Annotated in this window: 24 protein-coding genes; 17 read left to right on the top strand and 7 right to left on the bottom strand. The window is 46.7% G+C overall.

Features of this window, described 5'->3' with window-relative positions; genetic code table 11:
- Positions 1-4: 4 nt before the first annotated feature.
- Positions 5-2,932 carry an urea ABC transporter substrate-binding protein gene (gene urtA, locus D0A34_23065; GenBank protein ID UNU21345.1) on the bottom strand — a complete coding sequence of 976 codons (2,928 nt, stop codon included), beginning with the start codon at positions 2,930-2,932 and terminating at the stop codon, positions 5-7.
- Between the two features lie 560 nt (positions 2,933-3,492).
- Between urtA and D0A34_23060 the strand changes: the two genes are divergently transcribed.
- From D0A34_23060 to D0A34_23040, 5 genes are all read left to right on the top strand, one after another.
- The gene (locus tag D0A34_23060) at positions 3,493-3,699 is read left to right on the top strand and encodes a hypothetical protein (protein UNU21344.1); all 207 of its coding nucleotides are present in this window, start codon (positions 3,493-3,495) and stop codon (positions 3,697-3,699) included.
- 372 nt (positions 3,700-4,071) lie between these two features.
- A complete protein-coding gene (locus tag D0A34_23055; GenBank protein UNU21343.1) occupies positions 4,072-4,254 on the top strand; it encodes a CsbD family protein in 183 nt (60 codons plus the stop codon).
- Between the two features lie 77 nt (positions 4,255-4,331).
- Positions 4,332-4,775 carry a hypothetical protein gene (locus D0A34_23050; protein UNU21342.1) on the top strand — a complete coding sequence of 148 codons (444 nt, stop codon included), beginning with the start codon at positions 4,332-4,334 and terminating at the stop codon, positions 4,773-4,775.
- A gap of 118 nt (positions 4,776-4,893) precedes the next feature.
- On the top strand, positions 4,894-5,406 hold the full coding sequence (locus tag D0A34_23045; GenBank protein ID UNU21341.1) for a hypothetical protein: 513 nt from the start codon (positions 4,894-4,896) through the stop codon (positions 5,404-5,406).
- Between the two features lie 419 nt (positions 5,407-5,825).
- Positions 5,826-6,608 (top strand): disulfide bond formation protein DsbA, encoded by a 783-nt coding sequence (locus D0A34_23040; protein UNU21340.1) that lies wholly within the window; start codon positions 5,826-5,828, stop codon positions 6,606-6,608.
- Between the two features lie 96 nt (positions 6,609-6,704).
- Here D0A34_23040 and D0A34_23035 read toward each other — a convergent pair whose 3' ends face one another.
- Positions 6,705-7,406: a ribulose-phosphate 3-epimerase gene (locus D0A34_23035; protein ID UNU21339.1), complete on the bottom strand. Its 702-nt coding sequence runs from the start codon at positions 7,404-7,406 to the stop codon at positions 6,705-6,707.
- Positions 7,407-7,649: 243 nt separating this feature from the next.
- Between D0A34_23035 and D0A34_23030 the strand changes: the two genes are divergently transcribed.
- From D0A34_23030 to D0A34_23020, 3 genes are all read left to right on the top strand, one after another.
- Positions 7,650-8,024: a hypothetical protein gene (locus D0A34_23030; protein UNU21338.1), complete on the top strand. Its 375-nt coding sequence runs from the start codon at positions 7,650-7,652 to the stop codon at positions 8,022-8,024.
- A 104-nt stretch (positions 8,025-8,128) separates the two neighbouring features.
- Complete coding sequence (locus D0A34_23025; GenBank protein ID UNU21337.1) at positions 8,129-9,544, top strand: LytR family transcriptional regulator; 1,416 nt, start codon at positions 8,129-8,131, stop codon at positions 9,542-9,544.
- A 220-nt stretch (positions 9,545-9,764) separates the two neighbouring features.
- A complete protein-coding gene (locus tag D0A34_23020) occupies positions 9,765-10,193 on the top strand; it encodes a DUF202 domain-containing protein (GenBank protein ID UNU21336.1) in 429 nt (142 codons plus the stop codon).
- Positions 10,194-10,362: 169 nt separating this feature from the next.
- On the opposite strand, the gene D0A34_23015 is transcribed toward D0A34_23020, so the two are convergent.
- From D0A34_23015 to D0A34_23000, 4 genes are all read right to left on the bottom strand, one after another.
- The gene (locus D0A34_23015; protein UNU21335.1) at positions 10,363-10,785 is read right to left on the bottom strand and encodes a DUF2809 domain-containing protein; all 423 of its coding nucleotides are present in this window, start codon (positions 10,783-10,785) and stop codon (positions 10,363-10,365) included.
- Between the two features lie 15 nt (positions 10,786-10,800).
- Complete coding sequence (locus tag D0A34_23010) at positions 10,801-11,910, bottom strand: DUF4241 domain-containing protein (GenBank protein UNU21334.1); 1,110 nt, start codon at positions 11,908-11,910, stop codon at positions 10,801-10,803.
- A 291-nt stretch (positions 11,911-12,201) separates the two neighbouring features.
- Positions 12,202-13,824: a HAMP domain-containing protein gene (locus D0A34_23005; protein ID UNU21333.1), complete on the bottom strand. Its 1,623-nt coding sequence runs from the start codon at positions 13,822-13,824 to the stop codon at positions 12,202-12,204.
- Positions 13,821-14,504, bottom strand: a complete 684-nt coding sequence (locus tag D0A34_23000; GenBank protein ID UNU21332.1) for a DNA-binding response regulator — start codon at positions 14,502-14,504, stop codon at positions 13,821-13,823. The genes D0A34_23005 and D0A34_23000 overlap by 4 nt, the downstream gene beginning before the upstream one ends.
- A gap of 86 nt (positions 14,505-14,590) precedes the next feature.
- Between D0A34_23000 and D0A34_22995 the strand changes: the two genes are divergently transcribed.
- Entirely contained in the window at positions 14,591-15,058 is a 468-nt protein-coding gene (locus D0A34_22995; GenBank protein ID UNU21331.1) for a hypothetical protein, read from the top strand.
- Positions 15,059-15,216: 158 nt separating this feature from the next.
- Positions 15,217-16,137 carry a hypothetical protein gene (locus D0A34_22990; GenBank protein UNU21330.1) on the top strand — a complete coding sequence of 307 codons (921 nt, stop codon included), beginning with the start codon at positions 15,217-15,219 and terminating at the stop codon, positions 16,135-16,137.
- An 84-nt stretch (positions 16,138-16,221) separates the two neighbouring features.
- Here the strand turns inward: D0A34_22990 and D0A34_22985 are convergent, their stop codons facing one another.
- A complete protein-coding gene (locus D0A34_22985) occupies positions 16,222-17,136 on the bottom strand; it encodes an alpha/beta hydrolase (GenBank protein ID UNU21329.1) in 915 nt (304 codons plus the stop codon).
- 258 nt (positions 17,137-17,394) lie between these two features.
- Between D0A34_22985 and speB the strand changes: the two genes are divergently transcribed.
- The 7 genes from speB (at position 17,395) to D0A34_22950 (ending at position 23,776) form a co-directional block, all read left to right on the top strand.
- On the top strand, positions 17,395-18,324 hold the full coding sequence (gene speB / locus D0A34_22980) for an agmatinase (GenBank protein UNU21328.1): 930 nt from the start codon (positions 17,395-17,397) through the stop codon (positions 18,322-18,324).
- 133 nt (positions 18,325-18,457) lie between these two features.
- Positions 18,458-19,015 carry a thioredoxin family protein gene (locus D0A34_22975; GenBank protein UNU21327.1) on the top strand — a complete coding sequence of 186 codons (558 nt, stop codon included), beginning with the start codon at positions 18,458-18,460 and terminating at the stop codon, positions 19,013-19,015.
- Between the two features lie 230 nt (positions 19,016-19,245).
- A complete protein-coding gene (gene modA, locus D0A34_22970; protein ID UNU21326.1) occupies positions 19,246-20,001 on the top strand; it encodes a molybdate ABC transporter substrate-binding protein in 756 nt (251 codons plus the stop codon).
- A 70-nt stretch (positions 20,002-20,071) separates the two neighbouring features.
- Positions 20,072-21,892, top strand: coding sequence for a molybdate ABC transporter permease subunit (modB, locus tag D0A34_22965; GenBank protein ID UNU21325.1), 1,821 nt, complete (start codon positions 20,072-20,074; stop codon positions 21,890-21,892).
- Between the two features lie 90 nt (positions 21,893-21,982).
- Complete coding sequence (msrB, locus tag D0A34_22960) at positions 21,983-22,381, top strand: peptide-methionine (R)-S-oxide reductase (protein ID UNU21324.1); 399 nt, start codon at positions 21,983-21,985, stop codon at positions 22,379-22,381.
- A gap of 131 nt (positions 22,382-22,512) precedes the next feature.
- Positions 22,513-23,241: a UMP kinase gene (locus tag D0A34_22955; protein UNU21323.1), complete on the top strand. Its 729-nt coding sequence runs from the start codon at positions 22,513-22,515 to the stop codon at positions 23,239-23,241.
- Positions 23,228-23,776, top strand: coding sequence for a ribosome recycling factor (locus D0A34_22950; protein ID UNU21322.1), 549 nt, complete (start codon positions 23,228-23,230; stop codon positions 23,774-23,776). Before D0A34_22955 ends, D0A34_22950 begins: the two co-directional genes overlap by 14 nt.
- Positions 23,777-23,937 lie beyond the last annotated feature (161 nt).

Raw genomic sequence — 23,937 nt, 5'->3', positions numbered from 1 at the left:
CTAACTACTTGTCGATACCCTGATATTTGCTCAATAAAGCAGCAAAGCGCTTGTAATCCACAGGCTTCCTCACATACTCCGCCGCTCCCAATTCCAACCCCTGATTTTGGTCGTCCAAAAAAGTTATCATAATCACTGGAATATCAACCAAATCTTGATCGGCTTTCAACGCCGACAGCACCGCCCAGCCGTCCATACTTGGCATCATCACGTCCAGAATAATCGCGTCCGGCAGCAACTCCTTAGCCAACAGAAGCCCCCCTTGACCGCTAGCCGACGATCGCACCCGAAATCCCTGTTTCGACAAGCAGCGAGTCATCAAATCCCGCGCGTCCGGATCGTCGTCAATCACGAGCACAGTAGCAGCATCCGGCAGATCCAGCGGTTGTGATCGCACTGCTTTTTGCTTCGCTTCTGTCGCTTCTGCACTCGTGTCTAAATCCTGGGAAGGCTCGGTCTCAATTTCTGGGATTTCTCGATCGTCCTGCGCTTCTTTCGGGCTTGTAACCGCAATCGGCAACCGGATCGTAAAACTAGAACCGCAATTAAATTCGCTCTCAACGGTAATGTCTCCGCCCATCATCTGGCAAAATTTCCGGCTAATTGTCAGCCCCAAACCGGTGCCGCCGTATTTGCGGGTAGTAGAATCGTCCGCTTGAGCGAAAGCTCCGAACAGCCTCGACACCTGATCCTCAGTCATGCCGATGCCGGTATCGGTTACTTGAAAGACGATCCAAGGCTGTTGACACCGAGAAGGATCTGCCGATAGTTCTTCGGAATTGTCGATCGGCAAAACCTCCCCTTCTTCTTTCCAAACATTAATCGTAATTTTGCCTCGATCGGTAAACTTAGCAGCATTGGTCACCAAATTCAACAGCGCTTGCCGCAGCTTTGACAAATCGGAGTATATCGTGCCAATATTCCGATCGCAATTGACAATCAAAGTATTGCCATTTTTCCCTAGCTGGGGTTGAACAGTAGTGACAACCTGCTCGAGCAAATTCAACACATCAAAAGTCTCCAAGAAAAGAGTCATCTTTCCTGCTTCAATTTTAGAAATATCCAGGATGTCACTAATAATGTAGAGCAACTGCTTGCCTGCCATATTAATGCTTGCCAAATCCATCACAAACTCTTCTTCGCCGAGTTCCAGAGCCTCTTCTTGCAGCAGCTCGCTGTACCCAATAATCGCATTCAAGGGCGTCCGCAACTCGTGAGTCATATTTGCCAAAAAAGTGCTTTTCGCCCGGTTGGCAGCTTCGGCAGCATTCTTAGCAACTTCCAATTCCTCCGATCGTTCCTCTAGCTGCCGCTGCCGCACTTCCAAACCGTTGAGCAAACTGCTAATTTGCTGAGCCATGGTATTGAGAGTAGAAGATAGCACCCCGATCGCGTCATTAGAAACAACAGGCGATCGAGCCGTCAAATCACCGCTCGCCATCTGTTCGGCAGTTTCCCGCAGCAAGCCGAGATTCCGAATAATTGCCGACACCGACACAAAACCCACTATCCCCGCGATCAAACTCAAAACCAAAGCCCCCATCAGCCAGTGCTGAGTTCGACTCGCCACAAAGAGAGTTTGCTGCACCAGCACCGCCTGTGCTGCCTCAGAAACCCCCGTCGCCGGAGCTGAGGCAGCCTCTATTGCCAGCAAATAGTTCTTCATATCCACAGAACCCATCCACCCGACTCCCACCGCCATCCAAGTTATCAGTACCAAGATGACAAACAGCCCGCTCAATGACGCCCGAGTTCCCAGAGAAATCCCCCTCGTAGCAAGTGCCGCCGCCCAAGGATAGCCCTTGAGAAAAGGATCTGGCTGCACCGGTGCGCCGGAATTCCAAATCTCCTCAATTTGACCGTCCACCCTCACCTTGCCAATCCGCACTGTTTTCCAGATATGCTGAGTTTGGGCATCTATTTTTACCTTGCCCGAGGGCGCGGCAAACTCAATATTTTTAGCAGCCGCCCTGACTTTAACCACATCTGTCGAACCAGCTTTTTCTACTGCTTGCTTCCACAGGTAAACGCCCAAATAAGCCGCTTCGATCGGGTCATCGGTAACTCGATTTTCCCCGTATCGGGCTTTATAAGCCTTGACAAATTTACGATTTTCCGGTGTATCCACCGTTTCAAAATAGTTCCAAACCACCAAATGTCCAGCAATATTGGACGGCCCGATCGCCCGCACTTCTTCTTCTGCTACGCTGACTGACATCACGGGCAAATCCTCGGGTTTCACGCCAGCTTCCCGCAGATGAAGGAAAAAAGCCACATTGCTGTCCCCGTTGAGAGTGTTGACAATAGCATCCGGTTTCACTGCTAAGATATGTGCGATCGCCTCGCCCACTTCCCTCGATCCCAGCGGCAGATACACTTCCCCCGCCAACTCTCCCCCTAGTGCCGCCAGTTGAGCTTTCACAATCCGATTTGCCGTCCGGGGAAAGAGATAGTCCGAACCCAACAGGAAAATTTTCCGCTTCCCCTGTGCCAGCAAGTAATTCACCCCAGGCACAATCTGTTGGTTTGGGGCAGCACCAGTGTAGAAAATATTCGGACACTGTTCTAGCCCTTCATACTGCACCGGATAGAACAGCAACCCTTGGCCCTGCTCGAAAGCAGGCAGTACAGCTTTGCGGCTCGCCGAAGTCCAACAGCCAAATACCACCGCCACCTGCGCTTCTAAGAGCAATTGCTTAGCTTTTTGAGCAAAAGTCTGCAAATCGCTAGCTCCATCTTCTATAACCGCTTCCAAGGGGCGTCCGAGCACCCCTCCCGCCGCATTAATTTCCTCAACAGCCAACAGCGTCGCATCTTTAACAGAAATTTCGCTGATGGACATCGTGCCCGTCAGCGAATGCAACACGCCTATTTTGATCGGCTTACGAGTCGGGCCGGCTGCTTCGAGGGGGTTACTGCTCCTTGCTCCCATAGGGTTTTAGATACTTTTTACTAATAACAGAAATTTTAGTTGGCTCCGGCAGGAAGTTAGCCTTGAGGCTAAGTCTTGTTTAGCAGATTATTTAACCCGAGCGTCACACAACTTGCCAATTGCGGCACGCTGTTGATTTTAACGGTCAAACTGCTCTACATCTGACTTAAGTCTGCACTAAATCTGTCGCCTATTTCTCTCTTGATCTTTTACGGATCTCGAAACAGCCTCATCAAACAAACCACAAAAGGTGCTTATGGCGATCGCGCCGCAGAAAAATTCTCCCCCCTCCTCCTCTTTCCCCAACTCATTCACTGCCCGCGCCTTGCGACTCACCAAGCAATCTCACGCACCATTCCCCTTCCCCTATCTCCTTTGGGGCTAATGGAAGTTTCCGTAATTTATCTTAACTATAAAACTCAAAACTCAAAACTCTTCACCAGCCCCTATCTCCCTTCAGACAGAGGGAAGTCTTCGTGATTTCCCTTATGATAAATATAAGGTTAACTTCTAAGTACCCTTGTTAAAAATAAATTTTGCAAACAATAAGGGAAAAACTAATGAATAGTCAAGAAAACGCGACCCACCCTGGCAGCGAAAATCAAGTCACGCTACCCAAATCCAGGGAAGTATTGCTCGGGGAGGCAACAGAAAAAGCCCTCGGTCAGCAAAAACAAGAAGATGCTCAAACTATGCGCGCTGTCGAACAGTTGAAAGAAGAACTTCAGCACAGAATAGATGAAGAATGTCATCACAAGGTAGATTAAAAATAATACGAAATTTTTTCGGGTGTGGGTAAGATGCGGTCTTGCCCACACCTGCTTTTTTAAGGCAGAATTAAATAAAGTTTTAAAAGTATAAATTATTTTTGGTTTTAAAAAATAGTATTGGACGCACAGGCGACCCTCCAGCAGTTTTTTACAAAATACTTGATTGCAGCCAGCAGAAACGGTAAAAAAAGCCGGTAAGGTTAAGTATGAAAGTGGCAGTCCGTCTAAAAGTGAAAAATAATTTTTCCATCTTTCATGTTCCCTCTTCATTGTTTCTTCCTAGAGGTAGAGTGCAACGCAGCTCCTAGTTACCTATGATGAGTTTAGTAAGTAAAAAATGTCTGATTAGATACACATAGGGAGAAACCCATGAGCACTGAAGATAGAGCAAAGGCAACTGGCAACAACATCGCAGGCGCTGCTCAAGAAGCCTTGGGCAATGTTACTGGCGACCCGAAGGATAAAGCAGAAGGCAAAGCCAAGCAGGCAAAAGCTGAAGCGGGTCACGCGATCGAAGATGTAAAAGATGAGCTCAAAAAGAAACTAGACTAAGCCTAATACTAATTGAGAGGGTCGAGCAACCTGACCCTTTCAAGTATGCCAAATGTTTTCTGAACGGAGGAAAAAAGGTGAGTTTATTGCAGCAGAGTCGCAAAATAATTGCGGGCTTACTCTTGGTTTTAATGCTGGCTGTTACGACTGCCTGCGCGCCCAGCGTTTCAACCCAAAAACCGACTGATGTACCTGTAGCAAGTGGTGGCAGTCAGGGTGATTACGCGCAGCTAGAACGTGGCAATACCGCCGCCGGTGAAGATTTTGGTAAATGGGTAACATTGACGGCTCAGGGCCTGGTTCAGGATGCTTACGTCCGCGACAATAACAAATTGGGAGTTGTAATTACCCCGCAAGTTCGCCCCACTGAGGTGAAAGATTTGGCGAAATCGTTAGCACAAGGTTTTCACCGCAATTTCCCAAATCAGGATGTAAGTGTTTTGGTTTACGCTCCTGACAAAAAGTTGATTTTGACTGCTAAGTACGATCAGCAATCAAATCAGATTGAATACAAGTCTTGACCTGGTTAGCAAGCTTAAATGATAGCCGCGTGGCGGTTTAATATTTTCCGCAGTTTTTTGAAGGCGAAACAATCTCAATTTAAGACTGAAATGTTGTGTAGATTGGAAAAAAGTTACCATGAGTAGCAGCGATAATTACAAGCGTCAAATCATGAACGATTTAGCCCAGGGCGATCGAGAAATGATGCCGGAGACAACTGGTGAAGATTACGAAAACTTTGACGATTTTGCTCAGAGAACTTCGCCCGCTCAGCGCAAACAATTATTCGGGCGTTCTCTGAATCACGACTCCCTCCCGCCGGCTCAGTTGGAACCGGAATTGCAAAAGGCGATCGCCCAAATTAAGCCCAACGAACGCGACGATGTAGCGCGGGAATTCTTCAAGCATTTGGGGAAGAGAGGATTGGACGATCGCAAATTGGAAAAGCAGCTAGGACTTTCTACCCACCACGCCAGCCGCATGAATGCTGACGATGTTACCAAGCTTGCTTCGTTTACCTATCACACTCACCCGGATATTTTCCAAGAAGTGCTGGCAGAACAGCCGAGTTTGATGAAGTTTTTGGGCAATCCAGTTGTTGCGGGTATTTTGGGAATAGTTGCTGCTAAATGGCTCAACAACCGCAAATAGTCTCGGATTCAGACCAGTTTAAAAGCTGATAATACGTGCAGTAGATAAAAGGACGAGCGCTCGAGCGCTCGTCCTTTTATCTTTTATATTTAGTGTTGTAGTAAAATAACTGCGATCGCGTTTTTAGGGAGGAGTTTAGTCATCCTAAAACTCACTCAAACTTTAGTCCTCACTACCAGCATCTTTGATGGCGGTCGTTCAACGGAACATTATATTATAATACTAAATCCCGATTGTTTAAATATTAATTATGGGGGTCGTAGCTGTTTAGGTAAGTAAAAAACCTTGCCAATTACCGATTACGAATCACTAATTATTGCTCAAAGGTAAAAATAGCTGCACAACAGTAAACTGCGGTATACCTGACACTCCGCAAAATTAAATGTAGGATTAAGTGTTGCCGTGAATCAGAAAAAAAGATGAACGTATCCAGTATTTGGCGAAAACTCCGCAGCCAGCAAGCTTTCTGCTTGGCTGTACTCCTGGCAGGTTGCCTGGTATTTATCGGTTGTTCCCCCGCCCAGTCAGCGGCTGGCAATTCAGTCGATCCCAAGTTGAAAGAGCAAGTATTGCAGATTATCCGCGAAAACCCGCAAGCTATTTTAGAGTCGGTACAAGCGTACCAGCAACAGCAGCAGCAGTCTCTCAAAGCAGCGCAGCAGTCATTTATGCAGGAGATGACAACTAATCCCAAATCTGCGATCGGGGATTCTCCCAGCACCGGCTCACCTTCCCAGCAAATTGTACTTTTAGAATTCTCTGACTTTCAATGTCCGTTTTGCGCGCGCGCTCACGATACTGTCAAGCAGTTTATGGCAAAACACCAGGACAAAGTTACTTTAGCTTACAAGCATTTTCCCTTGACTTCAATTCACCCTCAAGCGCTGCCAGCAGCTAAAGCAGCTTGGGCTGCCCAACAACAGGGCAAATTTTGGGAATACTACAGCGCTTTGTTTGAAGGGCAGAAAGAGTTAGGCGAACCATTGTACGGATCGATCGCCCAAAAGCTCAATCTAAAATTAGATAAATTTAACACCGATCGCAACAGCCCTGCTGCCGAAGCCGCCATTCAGAAAGACGTGCAACTTGCCCAACAACTGGGCATTGAAGGCACTCCATTTTTTATTATGAACGGCCAAACTTTCTCCGGCGCGATCGAGCTTTCTGAGATGGAAAGCATTCTCGCCTCTGTCTCGAAATAAGTAATTCATGACTCTTGGAAACCGAGTCTAAAAATTCGTTCCCAGCCAAAGCAGGCTGGGAACGAGAAAAACCAGAAAAACTCGAAAAATCTTTGATTAAACCGCAGCCAACTCAGGAGTCGGACGCTTGCTGTGGCGGATACCCTCGATCGCGGCTGCGTAATCATTCGCCTTAAACACAGCAGAACCAGCGACGATCGCATTTGCGCCCGCTTCCAGCACCTGCCAAGTATTGTTCCCCTTCAAACCGCCATCTACCTCAATCCAAGGATCGAGGCCCTTGTCGTCGCACATTTTACGCAACTGGCGAATTTTGGGCAAAACTGCCGGGATAAAACTTTGACCACCAAAGCCCGGATTGACGCTCATAATCAGCACCAAATCGCAAAGTTCCAGCACGTACTCGATCAACTCCAGTGGCGTCGAAGGATTCAGAACGACACCAGCCATTTTGCCCAATTCCCGAATTTGGCCGAGGGTGCGGTGCAAGTGAGGCGAAGCATTGTGTTCCGCGTGAACCGAAATAATGTCAGCACCAGCCTTAGCGAAGTCCTCGACGTACTTCTCGGGCTCCACAATCATCAAGTGGACATCGATCACCTTGGTAGTAACAGGGCGAATTGCCTCAACAATCAGCGGCCCGATAGTAATATTAGGAACAAAGCGACCGTCCATCACATCTACGTGAATCCAGTCAGCCCCAGCTCGATCGACAGCCTGAATCTCTTCTCCAAGACGGCTAAAATCGGCTGATAATATGGATGGAGCAATAACGATGGGTTTTTGGGATTGGGTCATGGCTAAGTCTGTTCTCCTGACTGCTGTGCTGTATCCAGTTTATCAAAATACGGGTCTCCGGGTCGAAAAGTTGCCAACGATCGGTTGCGAGATTGCGAGGGCAGAAAAATTTTGCCTCTGACAGACAAGTTTGGCGATCGCCCCAGCCCAGCTCTCGGAATTTTGGTTTAGGATATAAATTTTCCCTCTAACAAATAACTTGTGTGCCAAATCTGACCTTCTGCAAATTTTGAGTACGGAATTATGAAAAGAACAGATCCCTTAGAAAATCCTGAACTCGATCGTGCCAGTCTGTTTGTATTAATGATCCCAGTCATCGGCTTTTTCCCCGCCCTGTGGACTCTTTACCGCCGTCAGGGTAGTCCCGAACGCAAAGCCGTCAGCCGCTTGGCAATTGCCCTTGCTTTTAGTTGGCTCTTAGGACATATTCTTTTAGAAGCTGGAGCGATTTCTGCGGAATCTCCGACACTTCCCATGTTATTAATGAGTAGCCTGCTAACAACCAGCTATTTCATCGTTGCTCTGGGACTGATGGTTCGCCTCTGGAAGCGTCAACCACTATGGTTGCCCGGAATTAGTCGCGTAGCTGAGCAAGTAGTAGGCAAACATTTATCATAATTTAGGGTTATTTTAAGCTCCTACCCTATTGATTGATTGCGTCTTCAGCTTGATACTACATATTGCCATTATCTTTTTTATTTTTGTTGTGTGTGAGGAAGCCAGTGCCAGCTCAAAAAATTCCTAATCAAGACCCTATCCAACAATCAACTGCTCAACCTGCAACCAAAAAATCTTCCCCGCCCCATCGAGGCCGCTGGCTGGGTTTTGGTTTTGGTTTGGCTGGAGTAGCCATGCTCTCAGCCACAGCCGGAGCATTGCTAGCCGTCTCCCTTTCTACAACGCCACTTCAGCAACAAAAGTTGAGCCCTGAAGAAGCGGCGGTGTTTTCTCAAGGCGACATGGCAAAGCTCAGCATGAAGATGCCCGAGCTGACTCGCCCAGTTAATATTTTAGTTTTAGGACTTAAAGTTCTGACCTCTGACATCGAAGGAAGTGCCAACAAAAAAGTCGGATATGAGGTTTGGGAAAACTCCTTTAAGGGGTTAACCGATACCATGCTGTTGGTGAGGTTTGACCCTCAAAATAAAAAGTTAAGCGTGCTTTCCATTCCGCGAGACACCCGCACCTATGTTGAAGGCAGGGGCGAGGTGAAAATCAACGAAGCTAATTACTACGGTGGCCCGGCTTCGTCAGCGAAGTCAGTCAGCGGACTTCTGGGGGGTGTGGGAATTGACCGCTATGTCACAGTTAATATTCATGGCATAAAAAGTTTGGTAGATGCCCTTGGTGGCATTACTATTAATGTCCCTAAAGACATGAAGTATACCGATGAAAGCCAGCATTTATATATAGATTTAAAGGCGGGCAAGCAGAAACTAAACGGCGAACAAATCGTGCAATATTTGCTTTACCGGCACGACGATTTGGGCGATATCGGGCGGGTGCAGCGCCAACAATTGTTGATGCGGGCTTTTGTGGAACAGGAAGTTAATGTAGGTTTGCTGTCTCGACTACCGAAGATTTTGTCGGTGATTCAATCTCACCTTGACACGAATTTGAGTATAGAAGAATTGGTGGCTTTGGCTGGTTTTGCTACTCAAACCGATCGGGCTGGCGTGCAGATGTTGATGGTTCCCGGTAAATTTAGCGATTCTAAGGACTACAAGTCAAGTTTTTGGTTGCCAGACCAATATGGCATCGAAACTCTGGTGGCAGAACATTTTGACTTCGGCCAAAATACTTGGCAAATTGAGAATGCTGATTCGACTTTTCTGAATGTGGCGGTTCAAGATGCTACCGGAGATCCATCGGCTGTTGAAGCTTTTGTCAATAATTTGACTCAAGCCGGTTATCGGAATGTTCAGGTTTATAAAGCTTGGCCCGAACCGCTGGAGGTAACTACTCTAGTAGCTCAACAGGGCGATATTAAAGGTGCTCAAGCGATTCGCCAGTTTTTGGGTTTTGGAGATGTGCTGGTTGAGAGTACCGGTTCTTTGCAGTCCGACGTGACAATCAGATTGGGTAAGGATTGGTTGGAGAAAAAGGCTCAGTCCGGCAGTGCGGCTAAGTCTTTTTAAACTAGATTTTAACTGGGGTATTTGTAGGGACACAGCAATGCTGTGTCCTCTTCTTTTGTGTTGGTAGAGATGGAGGCGATCGCTTTTTTGTCGATTTACTGATACTATATTTTTTGGTGATGATGAATCACGATCGCAATAGCGATACTTCCCTCCGCAATCTCAACTGAAACAATAATCAACGAGGGAAAGCTTAAGATATTTTATAAAGGTAGCGTTGATGAACAAGGGTGCTAAAATAGACCGACAGCGGGAACATCAGGCAAATGAACGCACGTTTCTTGCATGGCTACGAACTTCACTCGCTTTAATTGGTTTTGGGTTTGCGATCAGTCGGTTCAGTTTATTTCTCCGCCAATTTCAAGCTACAGTGACTCAGCAAGAAGTTTCCTCCCCTCCCTTCTTCAACTCCGAAACTTTAGGGCTGAGTCTGGTCGTTTTGGGGATTGCGGTGATTGCCTTAGCAGCATGGCGTTATAATCGAGTATTCTGGCAAATTGAGCGAGGTGATTATCGCCCAAATCGTGTGCTAGTTTGGATTCTGACTGGAGTTGTAATGATTTTAGGAACGTTAAGCATTCCGTTGTTGCTATGGCGAGATCGCGGAAATATAGCTCCCACTTCAACTCCTAAAAACTCTCAATTCTAAGTTAACCCGAGCGCTTAGAATTGAGTGAAAATAATCGCAACCATATCATTAAGCTTTTGTGCATCTAGATTGTCTATGGCGTTCGAGAGATGGGAGAGAGTCCGATGGAGAGAGGATGTGAGGATTTTGGCTCTGTTCAGGGAAATATACAATTTAAATGCAGTACAACTTACAAGCGGAAACAAGTGAAATGAAGCCATCGCACCCACAACCAACCTAAAAAACTCCCCACAAAATAAGAGATAAAATCTGACCAACTAAAGTGATTTCCCAAAATCAGCCTTCCGGGTAAAGTAGCTCGCATTGCTTGTAAAAACGGAGGTGTCCACAGTTGAAGAAACTCTACTCCGCAGGTAGCTAGACACACAGCTACAGCCGCCCTAATTTGCGAAAATTGCGGCAAGATCAGAACTACCAGCAAAATCCAAAATACCTCATAAGCTATGCTCCCAAAAAAGTCGTTGAACCATTCCGGTGCAAGGCCGCGAGAAAATCTCACTACGTAACCTAAAGGGATAATCACGATTATACTGATGAGCAGGGCAATTCGATATTTTAAAAAACGGCGATCGGGAGAAATTGGGGAAGTCATTGATTCCGGGGACAATCACGCATTTGTTGTCACAGGTTGAAGTGGATAAACCTCAGAATTAACTGTCATCTTCAATACTGCATTGGCTTGCAACGGCTCATTGAACCAATATTCTCTGTACCACCTATCCTCTTCTATCCATTCTGAAGACATCATACTACAGCCGGAATATCGACCGCCCGGCTCTAAATCGACGCTCCAGGGCTGGCGCCCCTGTCCTTCCAAAACCACGATGCAATCTGGGTTGCTGGGTTGATCGTTGAGGGAATCATCACTAAGCTGAACCCAACTTGGGCGATGAACGCTGAGTCTTATAGCCATCTCAAGCTGCTCCAAGTCAGGATGCTCTATGGATTTTTCTAGGAACCTCATAACTTCTTCAATCTCGATATTTTGCGTGATGTACTCAAGCAGTACCCGGAAATCAGTGACCAAACAAGCCAGTTCATCATCGGCTGTGAACCCCCAATAACTGGCATAGCTACCATCCCCGTCTCCACTTCCAAATGCGATCGCATTGCCCCCACTATCAGGGTCTAGGGTAAGATTGAAAGTGTGCAGATTATCGGGGTCTAGGGTGAGATTGAAGCCACTCCGGTCCACAATTTGCTGAGATGGGTAGGTCAATTGAGTTACCAGATCCTGAGCTGCTAGCCAGTCATTCAATTTAAACCTTTGTTCAATGGCACGATCGACTAGACCCTGCAATTCTTCATCAGAACGCCGCTCAACTACCTGAGCATCGACAAAACACCCCAGTCCCGCATCAACACCATAGCCAAAAAACTGATTCCGTCTTAACTCGGTTAAATCCTCACCTGGACGCAGAGCCATCTCCCAACGGACAGGGGATTCAGAGCAAAACTTAACCATCGCACAGGCAGTGCGCCCATCGTCAACCACACTTAGCAACACAGGATAGCGCCCTGGTGGAACGGTTCTGCTAAACGGGTCAACGTCTTTGCACCACAGCCAACCGGGGTCGCAAGCAATAATACGCCCTGAAGGTAAAACTAAGTCACCCGCCTGAAAAACATCACTGGTTATGCGACCCTCTGTGAGCGATTCGTAGACTTGATTGGGCTCGAATGCTGCGAGGAAATTGGTATGAGCCTTTAGGGACATGAGGCGATCGCAGTTAGATAAAACATTTTTACCACTCTAATATATGATTTGTGGTTCAACATCAAAGATTGCTTGGGTAAGCCATATCTATTTAACCGGACTTGATATGGCTGGCATAAAATCTTAACCTGTATCGGATTGAGTGTCTGGTACAACTTGCAAAAGAATTACATTGCTGTGGCGATCGCCACTGAGCAAAAACTTAACTTCCCCAGTCGCACCGTTAACTTTAAAGTTAGAATTAGCCAAAGTCTTAGCCAACAGAACTCGTCCTGCTTCACTGCTATAAGGTTAATCGCGATCGCCCACAGGTAAGCTCAGTATAAACCCTGTTTGACCAAGTATTGCAGCATCTAGCTTGATATCGCCGCCGTGGGCCCGGGCGATTTCCCTTGCTAAACTTAGCCCCAATCCCGAGCCTTCTATTTTTTGGATCTGAGTGGAGTCACCCCGATGGAATCGCTCGAAAATGCGATCGCGCTCGCTCAAAGAAATATCCTGAGAACTATTGACAATTTTGACAATTACTCTTTTTCCCTGACAGTTAGCCTGTAACCTGAGCCAACCCTTCGGTAAATTATATTTAATCGCATTACCAACCAGATTTTGCAAAACCTGCACCAGCAAATCGCGATCGCCCTTGATATATAAATTAGGAGCAATTGCCATTTGTACATCTAAATGCGGTGCTAGCAGTTCCATATCTTCGGCAATTTCCGATAGCAAAGCCGACATATTCACCTCAACCAAATGTAAACCCATACGTCCGGCATCGGCTAGAGAAAGTAAGAGAAGTTTACGGGTTATTTCATTCAAACGGCGCACTTCATCCAATAAATTACTCAGCGTTTGCTGCACCTCAGAACCCGATTCAACTTGATGCAAAGCCCGTTCTAGTTGACCTTGCAAAATTGCCAGCGGAGTCTTTAATTCGTGGGCAGCATCTCCACTAAAACGAGAAGCTTGTTTAAAACTTCGCTCTAGACGTTCTAACATCTGATTGAACACAAAAATTAATTCTATAAACTCTATATCCGTTGCTCCGTAAGGGACGCGCCGATCTAGCCCCTGTACGGTAACATTCCCGATCGCCATCGTGAGGCGCCCAATTGGATACAGAATACTCCGCGATATGACCCACGCTCCACTCGCCGCCAGTAAAAGCACGACGGGAATAGAAATTAGAAAGATATTACGAATCAATGCCATTTCCCCATCGATAGCTTGCAAGTTAACGGCAATGGCTGCTTGACTATAAGGAGAATTAATCGCGCCGACACGCCAAATTGCGGTGCTAGTACGCTGGGTTGCTAGCTTAGCTTTGGGCAATTGAGGAGGATGAAGTGAATCGGATGGCGGCCCCTCGAATGGGGATCGATCCTGTGGAGGTCGATCGAATGGCGGCAGATTGTGTGGGGGCAGATCATGTCGAGGTCGATCGTGTGGCGGTCGATCAAATGGGGGTCTGCTTTCGGGCGGTGGAAATAAATTGAGGCGATCGGGACGTGGTGGCTCTAATGGATTTTGTCGAGGGGGAGGTTCTAATTCAAAATCTATTATGCCAGGATCGGGAGCGGGTAGCGGCAACGATCGCCAGATGGAATTCGCATCAAGTCCATCTTGCCACTGGCTCGATTTGTAGATTAAATTACCATCTCTTTGAGCCACTAGCAAAGCCACGGTGGTTTCCCCATTCATGCCCAAAAGTGATGGCAAAGAATCAGTATAAGCATCCCATTCGGGCGATCGCGGGCGGGTAGCGTGGATTAACTGAGTTTCTATTCCAGCATCAAGACGCTTGACTTTAGCATCGTAAATCAACCACCAGGAAACAACACCAAAGCCAATCAGAGCAATACTTGCGAGCACAGAAGATGATAGAGCAATGCGAAAGCGGAAAGATTGGAGTTTCATGATGGTGAATCTGGTTTGCGAAACCGATAGCCAACGCCGCGCACACTCTCAACCCATCCCATACCGCCAATCGGTTCAATTTTCTTGCGAATGCGTTGAATACATACATCTACCACATTCGTATTCGGATTAAAATCATAACCCCAGATATGTTCGAGGATTTGTGTGCGGGTGAGTACCCTACCGGGCGATCGCATCAGATATTCCAATAGATTAAACTCCCGGGTTGTCAGTTCGACTTTATGGCGATCGCAGGTAACTTCTCGGAGAATGCGATCGAGCTTAACGGGGCCAACACTCAGAATATTTTGCCCAGTGCCCGAAGCACGCCGCACTACAGCATAAATCCGAGCAACTAACTCCTCAACAAAAAACGGTTTAGCCAAATAGTCATCAGCACCGAGATGTAATCCTTCAATGCGATCGTCTAGTTCATTGCGAGCAGTTAATAAAATTACGGGTACGTTGCGTCCGGCCTTTCGCAGATGTTTGAGAATAGATAATCCATCTTTTCCCGGCAATACAATATCCAGGACGATCGCATCGTATTCATTATCCATTGCCCGCCCATAGCCATCATTGCCATTATCGCAATAATCAACAACAAAGCCTTGTTCTTTCAAGCCCATACAAACAAAATTGGCGATTTTTTCTTCATCTTCAACGTATAGAACATTCATAGATTTACCTATTCAGTTGCGATTATACGGCTATCAGGGATTTACTTAAATTACAAAACTGTAATCCATCCGCACTGTTGCAGGTAATGTTTGGGGAATTTGATGTAGTTATAAACATTTTTAGGTCGGCGATCGTAACTCTCATGAAAATTACTTCACTACTCGCGTTACCTGCTACAGCCTTGCTGCTGGGATTTACCAGCTTGACTTTTCCTGATCGGACTACAGCTAATTCTAATACTGTACTAGCCCAGAGCCAACCCGAACCCAGTCAAGAGCGCAGACATCGGCACCGTATAGATTTTGCTGCTGCTGCCAAACAATTAGGAGTCAGCGAAGCCGAGCTAATCGAAGCTTTGGGCCTACCCGCCAAACCGCCGGAACCACCAAGTGAAAATAATCGCCCGCCCGGCCCACCGCCCCGTCCTCGTTTAGATATTCCCGGTGCAGCGAAAAAGTTGGGAGTTACCGAAGCAGATTTGATTAAAATTCTGGGCATTCCACCGCGTCCACCCGGCGATCGTAATTTACCTCAAAATTCCGAAAAACGCTAATTTTTCCACATTACAAAACTGTAATCCCAGCACAGGGATAAATGTCATGTTCAACCAGCTTAATGATTGTAGCGACTAACTCAAAGGGCGATCGAGAATTCATTTCTTTAGCCTGACAACTGCTTCAAACTTAGAAAACTAATCGGGGTAATTATACCATGCCACAACTATTTCCTAATTCAATCAATGCACCGGGCAATTCTTCTCCCCAAAATCAAGGAGTACCGGCCAATCCTCCTCCCCAAAATCAGGGCGCACAACTTACGAATTCTGCTTTACCTCCCCAAAACCAAACTCCACCCCCTCCGCCAGCTAACAGTATTAGCACCACAGCAGGAAACGACAATATTACCGGAGATAGTTTAGATAACTTCATCCTCGGTAGTAGTGGCACTGATAGCATAATTGGAGGAGGAGGCACAGATACAATTAGCTATCTTTCCCTCGGCAGCGGCATTACCATGAAGGCTAAAGGTATTGTAGATAAAGGCGCAGCCGGTACAGATACCATGCAAAATATAGAACAAATAATTGCTCCTTTGGGACAGACTAATACCATCGATGCTTCTACAGGTAGCGGCACAGCTTCTATTAATGTGGATTTGTGGCAGAATCGTTTGGCGGTTAACAATCTACCCGGTATCGGCACTTTGAATTTTACTGTAGAGAATTTCGTTAATGTCACAGGTACTCCCAATGTAGATGTCCTTACCGGAAACATCCAAGACAATTATTTAGTAGGAGGAGATGGTAGCGATATACTCTCAGGTTTGCGCGGCAATGATACCCTGATTGGAGTAAATCCATTGAGTGCTACACCAGGAAGCAATGAAACGGATGTGCTGATTGGGGGTCGAGGTACAGATGTTTTTGTTCTCGGTGATGCCACCAAGACATACTATAGTGGAACAGGATTTGCATCGATTCCATATTTTCAGCAGGGAATCGATCGCATTCAGTTACGTGGGAGTCTCTCTGACTACAATATTGTTGGTAACTCCATCAATTTGGCTGGTACGTCTGACCAAATTGCTGTAATTCAAGGCCCGTTTACGCCTGAGAGTTTCATATTCGTGTAAAATATCGACTTTTAGAACCCCGACTTCGCAGAATTGGTCGGGGTTCTGGTATTATGTTTTTTTACAAATAACCAATAAAATCAATTAATTTTCTGCAAATGCCGATCGCTCTTTAATCCAATCGAGTAAAATAGGATTGACCAATTCCGGCGCTTCATCCTGGGGACAATGACCTACACCTTCCAGGGCAATAAACTTTTCCACAGCCGGAAACTTTGCCAATTCTCGCCCCAATGCGATCGGCTCCCAAGGGTCATCTGTCCCCCACAAAATCAAAGCCGGACAGCTTAAACGCGGCAACAAATCCTCCGGTAGCGGGCCTTGAGAATAACTGATAAATGCCACAAATACTTCGACGGCGCCGCTATCTTTTGCAGGTTCCAGCAGCATATTTACCAGTTCGTCGCTGACAGCTTCAGGACGGTGATAAGCTTGCAAAAGCACTTTTTTTACTGTTTTTGGCGTTGCTAATTGTTTAAAAAATAATTGACTTATCCACTTGACATTTAAAACTTTTTGTGCGATTGGCGCTCCAAAACTGCGATACCAAGGCAATTCGGCGCGTTTGCGATCGTGCAGCAACCGCAGGGAACAATTAAGTAAAATTACGCCAGAAGCAATATCGGGAAAATCCACAGCGGCTTGCATAATTGCCACGCAGCCGATCGAATTTCCCACCAAAAAAGCCGGCCCGCCCGCAACTTCCCGACAAAAATCAGCAATTAGCTGACCCCAAGTTTCAAAAGTATAGTCAATTTCAAGCTTGGGCGCTGGTTTAGCAGAACCGCCAAAACCGATGAGGTCGATCGCATAACACCGACAATCAGCAGCCAATGCCGGCAAATTCTTGCGCCAGTGGCCCCAAGACGCACCAAAACCGTGGACAAACACCACCGCAGGCCCCTGGGAACCGGCAGCCTGGTAGCAAATCGGAAAGCCTTTCCACAGCCAAGTTTGAGGTGCAGCAACTGTTGACGAAATGGGAGTAGAAGATGTCATACGATTTTAGATTTTAGATGAATGCAAGGCTGCAAAGGACTCAAGTCATTACTACAAACCGTATCGCAATTCGAGGCAACCACGGGGAGATGGCCCCCACTGCATAAATCCTCAGCCTTCCTTCCCTCTCCCCTCTTCCCTCTTCCCTCTTCCTTCTTCCTTCTTCCTTCTTCCTTCTTCCTTCTGACTTTGCAGTTAGAGCCGATATTATGTCACGATTAAAGATGCTGACTTCTTTGCCTTATTGAAATTTCCCTTATGCCAACGATCGTTTCCACTGCCGTCGTACCGTTTCTGGGGTCAGAAATTGTACCAGACTACGACACCGCCAAAGTAGTAATCTTACCAATTCCCTACGAAGCTACCACCACTTATCGCCGGGGGTGCGAAAACGGGCCGGCTAAACTTCTAGAAGCTTCTCATCAACTCGAGTGCTACGACGAAGAATTGGATTCCGAAGTTTGCTACGATGTCGGAATTTATACACAAGAGCCGATCGCCGATACCCGCAATAGGCAACCAGTTTCATCCTCAGAAATGCTGCGAGTCACCCAAGCCGCAGTCCACCAGCTAGTTACCGAAAATAAATTTGTCATCTCCCTCGGAGGCGAACACAGCATCACTGCCGGCGTTGTCGAAGGTTATCGCCAAGCATACCCGGATGAACCTTTCACAGTCGTGCAAATCGACGCCCACGGAGACTTGCGGCACGAATACGAAGGCTCGATTCACAACCACGCCTGCGTGATGCGACGTATTGTCGATATGGGCTTACCGACACTGCAAATCGGGATTCGCGCTATCTGCAAGGAAGAAGCCGACTTGATTAAAGCAAAACAGCTAAACGTGATTCGAGCTCGCGAAATCGCTACTCAACCGGATTGGGCCGATCGGGCAATTGCCAGCATCACAACTAAGCGAGTATTTTTGACGATCGACTTAGACGGCATCGATCCGACTTTAATTCCAGGGGTTGGCACACCGGAACCGGGCGGGTTAAATTGGTATTCGCTCACCGGATTTTTGCGCCGCATCTTCGAGTCCTACGAAGTAATCGGGTGTGACATTATGGAATTAGCACCTATTGTAGATTCTGTAGTCTCAGAATTTACCGCCGCCAAATTAGCATACAAACTTATTGGATACCAAGCTCTGGCTCAAGGTTGGCTAAAGCCAGACGAGGAATAAATCGCGAAGTACGAATCACAATAGGCTGTTGCCAAGGCTAGAATTAAGTTAAAGCTAAACAACAGCCAATTTTATTCGTGCTGACAGTTTCATCTTTCATGCTGGCAAATACTGCTCTTCACCTCCTGAAAACATGAGTTTACTAATCGATACAACTGGTACTCCCATTAACGGCTACGCTCCCGATTTTGAATTGCCGGGAGTTGACGAAGAAGTTCACCATTTAGCTCGATATTTAGAAAAATTTCGGGCGATCGCGGTGATATTTATGTGCAATCATTGCCCTTACGTGCAGTTGTATCTCAATCGCATGAAAGAACTTCAAGCAGATTTTCAAGATCGAGATGTTACTTTAATCGGGATTAATGCTAATGATGCAAACCAGCATCCCGACGACAGTTTTGAGAACATGAAAACTTTTGCAGCCAACAATCAACTCAACTTCCCGTACATCCGAGATGTTGCTCAAGATGTGGCTGAAAGTTTTGGGGCTTCTAAAACGCCGGAGGTTTTTTTGTTAGACCAAGACGGCAAACTGCGCTATAAAGGTTTAATTGACGACAACGCTGACGATCCGGCGGCGGTGCAGGTTTCTTATCTGCGGAGTGCGATCGACCAATTGCTCAACAGTCAACCCGTTGAGCCTTCAACTACAGAGGCGATAGGCTGTTCCGTCAAATGGCGAGCATAGGCAGATTTAAAATTAACGTTCCGGCAGTAATTATTAACTGGTTCCCGGGCTGTGCCTGGGAACCTATCTCCAGAGGCTTTGCCTCGTCAAAGAGTGGAGGCAAATTGGAGGTACAGCCTCCGAATCTGCTTTACCAGGCAGAGCCTGGTAAGGAGTAAAAAGATTCAAAACAATTTTCTGTGAACTTAAAAAGTAGACGTATTCCCAACTTAATTCTCGCAGTCGCCTTCATGCTAGCACTGCTGATTAGTTGGAACTTATTTAAGAACTTTTCCTCAGTCGATACGCTGCCGCAAACATCCTTAAACGTATCCGCTGCTATCAGTCTCTCGAAAGCTTTAGAGGAAATCAAAACTGTTTATCAAAGCAGTAATCCGAATTTTACTATTACTTATAATTTTGGTGCTTCCGGTGCTCTAGAACAGCAAATTCAGCAAGGCGCCCCGGTAGATGTATTTTTCAGCGCCGCCACCAACCCAATGGATGCTTTGCAGCAATCTAACCTGCTAATTAACGACACGCGCCGCAATTTGCTGACAAATCGCCTAGTTTTGATTACTCCCAAAAACGGTGTTGCTTTGAGGGATTTCAAACAGTTGACAGATGCCAGAATCAAGAAAATTGCGATCGGCGAACCGAAAAGCGTACCTGTGGGCCAATACGCTCAGGAAATGTTAACTAAGCTTGGATTGTGGCGGCAAATACAGCCAAAATTAGTGCTAGGAAATAACGTCCGCCAAGTGCTTACATTCGTCGAAAGCAGTAACGTTGATGCTGGCATAGTTTACACGACTGATGCCAAAGCATCCGACAAAGTAACTGTGCGGCTAACGGCTGCTGAAAATTTACACTCGCCCATTGTTTATCCGCTGGCAGTTATCAGAAACAGCCGCAATCGGGCTGCTGCGAAAGCCTTTGTTGACTTTTTGGCGGGCGATCGGGCTAAAATAGTATTTCAGAAATACGGATTTGGCATAGTTCGATAACTAACTAATTATGGATTTTTTACCGCTGATGAAAGCAGATAAGCGCTGATTAACGCGGATGTATTTATAGATGGAATTTGATATTTCTCCGCTCTGGATATCTCTAAAATCCTCCGCTATTGCGACATTTATCACCTTTTTCCTGGGAATAGCCGCCGCCCGGTGGATGCTTTCAACTCGCATCAGAGGTAAAGCTTTAATTGAAGGGATTCTAATTTCTCCCTTAGTTTTGCCGCCTACAGTAGTGGGATTTTTGCTGCTGCTGCTGTTTGGTAGAAATGGGGCGATCGGGCAATTTTTGCTACAATTCGACTTAACTATAATTTTCACTTGGCAAGCCGCCGCCATTACTGCCACAGTTGTATCATTTCCCCTCATGTACAAAACTGCTTTGGGAGCTTTTGAGCAAATTGATGCGAATCTTCTCAATGCAGCCCGCACTTTGGGAGCATCGGAGTGGCAAGTCTTTTGGCGTATTATGTTGCCGCTAGCATGGCCGGGAATTTTAGCAGGAACTATTCTCGCATTTGCCCGCGCTTTGGGTGAATTCGGCGCGACGTTGATGTTAGCAGGGAATATTCCCGGACAAACTCAAACTATCCCGATGGCAATTTATTTTGCTGTGGAAGCAGGGGATATGAGGCAAGCTGCTATTTGGGTTTTGATTATTCTTAGTCTTTCTTTGAGCGTGCTCACTGCTGTTAATTTTTGGACTGATTTACAAAGCAGATCGCTCAAACCGAATTCGAGCCAAAGACTGCAATCAAATCTTCCTAAATTCGCGTCTACTTTTACCACAAAATTCCAAAAACAACAACCGGAAAGGGGACTTTTTTTAAACATATTCAAACCTCTCTCCAGCTTTGCCTTGGATGTCGGTTTCGATATTGGCCCGGAAGTGCTGGGAATTTTAGGCGCGTCGGGTTCTGGTAAGAGCATGACTCTGCGCTGCATCGCCGGTTTGGAAACTCCCAGGAGCGGTCAAATTTCAATCAATGGCAGGGTTTTATTTGACTCAGCACAGGGTATTAATGTAGCTTCTAAAGACCGCCGAATCGGTTTTTTGTTTCAAAACTATGCTTTATTTCCTCACCTCACAGTTGCCCAAAATATTGCCTTTGGCTTGCAGCATTTATCTGAAAGCGAGCAAAAACTTCAAGTAAAAGAACAACTAATTTCGGTGCAAATGTCGGGACTGGAAAACCGCTATCCGCACGAACTTTCAGGAGGCCAACAGCAGCGGGTGGCTTTGGCGAGGGCGATCGCCCCTTCTCCAGAATTGCTGCTGTTAGACGAACCGTTTTCTGCTTTGGATACTCACTTACGCAGTCAACTTGAACGGGAGTTAATGCAGACTCTGGCTAATTATCGGGGAATTACTTTGTTTGTCAGCCACAATTTAGAGGAAGTTTACCGGGTGTGCAAAGATCTGTTGGTGTTGGCCGAGGGAAGGCCGATCGCCTTTGATACCAAAGAGAACATTTTCGATCGCCCTCGCAATTTCACTGTCGCCCAGTTGACTGGCTGCAAGAATTTCTCAGCAGCTAAACCGATCTCCGTAACTCTCGTGGAGGCGATCGACTGGGGCTGTACTCTGACTGTAGTCGAACCCATTCCCAAATCTCTAGTTTCTGTCGGAATTCGGGCTCATCAACTGATTTTTGTTAGCGGGTGCGATCGTGAAAATACTTTTGCTTGTTGGCTCGCCTCGACTGTGGAAACTCCGCACCGGGTGACATTATATCTCAAATTGCACTCGCCTCCCAATGATTCCCAAGATTATCACTTGCAAGCCGAAGTTTTCAAGGAAAAGTGGAGGGCTATTAAGGACAATCCTTTTCCCTGGTATGTTCATTTCGAGCCAATTAGGTTAATATTAATGGAAGCCTGAGTTAACTAGGAATATACCGTTAACCGTCAACACTCAACAGTTAACCGTCAACACTCAACAGCTAAATACATCTTAACCCAACATCAAATCATGCCTGAAAAAGTTAAAAAAACCGACGCAGAATGGCAACAACAACTCACGCCCGAACAATTCAAAGTCGCCCGAAAAAAGGGAACAGAAAGAGCTTTTAGCGGCGAGTACCACGACAACAAAAAGCCCGGAATTTATAATTGCATTTGCTGCGGTACGGAGCTATTTAAATCAGAAACAAAGTTCGATTCCGGTACCGGTTGGCCGAGTTTCTACGCTCCAGTTAGCGAAGAAAATGTCAAGTGCGAGTCGGATAACACCTTGTTCATGCGCCGAACAGAGGTACTGTGCGCTGTTTGCGACGCTCATCTCGGTCACGTATTTAACGACGGGCCCAAACCTACCGGTCAGCGTTACTGCATGAATTCTGCTGCTCTTAATTTCGTCCCCAAGGATTAAATTTAGTCAACCGTTCTCAGTCAAGTGTTCTGGAACAGGCTTTTGGGTCTGTTCTGGGTAATTGATGTTCAAAATGCACCCGTACTGCTATCTTATGGTGAAGGCAAAAAGAGTAAAAAAATAGTGGCGGCATGGGGATGGTTTATCAGCGAGTTTTGCTGAAGCTCAGCGGTGAAGCGCTTATGGGCAGCTTGGGCTACGGCATCGATCCGGTAGTCGTTCAGTCGATCGCCCAAGAAGTGGCCAAAGTCGTGTCCCAAGGGATTCAAATCGCGATTGTTGTCGGTGGCGGCAACATTTTTCGCGGGGTGAAAGCGGCTTCGGCAGGGATGGATCGGGCAACGGCTGATTATGTGGGCATGATTGCTACGGTGATGAATGCTATCACTTTGCAGGATGCCCTGGAACAAGTAGGAGTGCCAACGAGGGTGCAATCGGCGATCGCCATGCAAGAAGTAGCTGAACCCTACATCCGGCGGCGGGCGATTCGCCACCTAGAAAAAAAACGAGTAGTGATTTTTGGTGCCGGTTCTGGCAACCCTTTTTTTACTACTGATACTACAGCCGCTTTGCGGGCGGCTGAAATTGATGCAGAGGTGATTTTTAAAGCTACTAAGGTAGATGGGGTGTACGATTCCGACCCCCACCTCAACCCCAACGCGCGCAGGTATCAAACCCTCACCTATGCCCACGTCTTGAATCAAGATTTGCGGGTGATGGACAGTACGGCGATCGCCCTTTGCAAAGAAAATAATATTCCTATTATGGTATTTGACCTCTCGGTGTCGGGCAACATCTACCGAGCTGTAATGGGAGAATCTATTGGAACTCTTGTCGGAGGTTTTTGTGAAGTTAGCTGACGCAGAAGATCATATGCAAAAGGCAGTTGAGGCTACTCAACGGTCTTTTAATACTATTAGGACGGGACGGGCCAACGCCTCCCTCCTCGATCGAGTCATGGTAGACTACTACGGCTCTCCAACTCCGATCAAATCCCTTGCCAACATCGGCACCCCGGATGCGACTACGATCACCATTCAACCGTTCGATCGCACAGCGCTCAACTCGATCGAAAAAGCAATTTCCCTGTCGGATGTAGGACTCGTGCCCAACAACGACGGTTCAGTTATTCGCTTGAACATTCCGCCGCTGACGAGCGACAGACGCCAAGAATTTGTCAAAATGGCCAGTAAGTTTGCTGAAGAAGGTAAAGTTGCAATTCGCAATATCCGCCGCGATGCCGTTGACTCGATTCGCAAGCAGGAAAAAAGCAGCGATATCTCTAAAGATGAATCCCGGGACTTGCAAGATAAAATTCAAAAGCTGACGGACAAGTACATTGCCAAAATAGAAGAAGTTCTGGCAGCGAAAGAGAAAGATATCACGACTGTTTAGGGAATGGGAAATTGGGCAGGGGGAATAGGAATAGTTTTGAGATTGCCGAGATACGGCCGCGAACAACGAGCAGACGCTTAATGATTTGTGAGTTGTGAGTTAAAAACTCAAGATTTAACACTCATTAACTTACCAATTCCTCCTGCCCCATGACCAATCAC

Source organism: Microcoleus vaginatus PCC 9802, assembly GCA_022701275.1.
Taxonomy (GTDB): domain Bacteria; phylum Cyanobacteriota; class Cyanobacteriia; order Cyanobacteriales; family Microcoleaceae; genus Microcoleus; species Microcoleus vaginatus_A.
The sequence above is the reverse complement of the archived record's forward strand: the minus strand, read 5'-3'. Positions and strand labels throughout refer to the sequence as shown.

Excerpts from the sequence above, each read along its gene's own strand:
- modA (UNU21326.1), top strand. The coding sequence starts at position 19,246 with ATGCTAGCACTGCTGATTAGTTGGAACTTATTTAAGAACTTTTCCTCA.
- D0A34_23060 (UNU21344.1), top strand. The coding sequence starts at position 3,493 with ATGAATAGTCAAGAAAACGCGACCCACCCTGGCAGCGAAAATCAAGTC.
- D0A34_23015 (UNU21335.1), bottom strand. The coding sequence starts at position 10,785 with ATGACTTCCCCAATTTCTCCCGATCGCCGTTTTTTAAAATATCGAATT.
- D0A34_23040 (UNU21340.1), top strand. The coding sequence starts at position 5,826 with ATGAACGTATCCAGTATTTGGCGAAAACTCCGCAGCCAGCAAGCTTTC.
- D0A34_22975 (UNU21327.1), top strand. The coding sequence starts at position 18,458 with ATGAGTTTACTAATCGATACAACTGGTACTCCCATTAACGGCTACGCT.
- D0A34_22985 (UNU21329.1), bottom strand. The coding sequence starts at position 17,136 with ATGACATCTTCTACTCCCATTTCGTCAACAGTTGCTGCACCTCAAACT.
- speB (UNU21328.1), top strand. The coding sequence starts at position 17,395 with ATGCCAACGATCGTTTCCACTGCCGTCGTACCGTTTCTGGGGTCAGAA.
- D0A34_23010 (UNU21334.1), bottom strand. The coding sequence starts at position 11,910 with ATGTCCCTAAAGGCTCATACCAATTTCCTCGCAGCATTCGAGCCCAAT.
- D0A34_22990 (UNU21330.1), top strand. The coding sequence starts at position 15,217 with ATGCCACAACTATTTCCTAATTCAATCAATGCACCGGGCAATTCTTCT.
- D0A34_23030 (UNU21338.1), top strand. The coding sequence starts at position 7,650 with ATGAAAAGAACAGATCCCTTAGAAAATCCTGAACTCGATCGTGCCAGT.
- D0A34_23020 (UNU21336.1), top strand. The coding sequence starts at position 9,765 with ATGAACAAGGGTGCTAAAATAGACCGACAGCGGGAACATCAGGCAAAT.
- D0A34_23005 (UNU21333.1), bottom strand. The coding sequence starts at position 13,824 with ATGAAACTCCAATCTTTCCGCTTTCGCATTGCTCTATCATCTTCTGTG.
- D0A34_23045 (UNU21341.1), top strand. The coding sequence starts at position 4,894 with ATGAGTAGCAGCGATAATTACAAGCGTCAAATCATGAACGATTTAGCC.
- D0A34_23000 (UNU21332.1), bottom strand. The coding sequence starts at position 14,504 with ATGAATGTTCTATACGTTGAAGATGAAGAAAAAATCGCCAATTTTGTT.
- D0A34_22955 (UNU21323.1), top strand. The coding sequence starts at position 22,513 with ATGGGGATGGTTTATCAGCGAGTTTTGCTGAAGCTCAGCGGTGAAGCG.
- D0A34_22995 (UNU21331.1), top strand. The coding sequence starts at position 14,591 with ATGTTTGGGGAATTTGATGTAGTTATAAACATTTTTAGGTCGGCGATC.
- msrB (UNU21324.1), top strand. The coding sequence starts at position 21,983 with ATGCCTGAAAAAGTTAAAAAAACCGACGCAGAATGGCAACAACAACTC.
- D0A34_23035 (UNU21339.1), bottom strand. The coding sequence starts at position 7,406 with ATGACCCAATCCCAAAAACCCATCGTTATTGCTCCATCCATATTATCA.
- urtA (UNU21345.1), bottom strand. The coding sequence starts at position 2,932 with ATGGGAGCAAGGAGCAGTAACCCCCTCGAAGCAGCCGGCCCGACTCGT.
- modB (UNU21325.1), top strand. The coding sequence starts at position 20,072 with ATGGAATTTGATATTTCTCCGCTCTGGATATCTCTAAAATCCTCCGCT.
- D0A34_23055 (UNU21343.1), top strand. The coding sequence starts at position 4,072 with ATGAGCACTGAAGATAGAGCAAAGGCAACTGGCAACAACATCGCAGGC.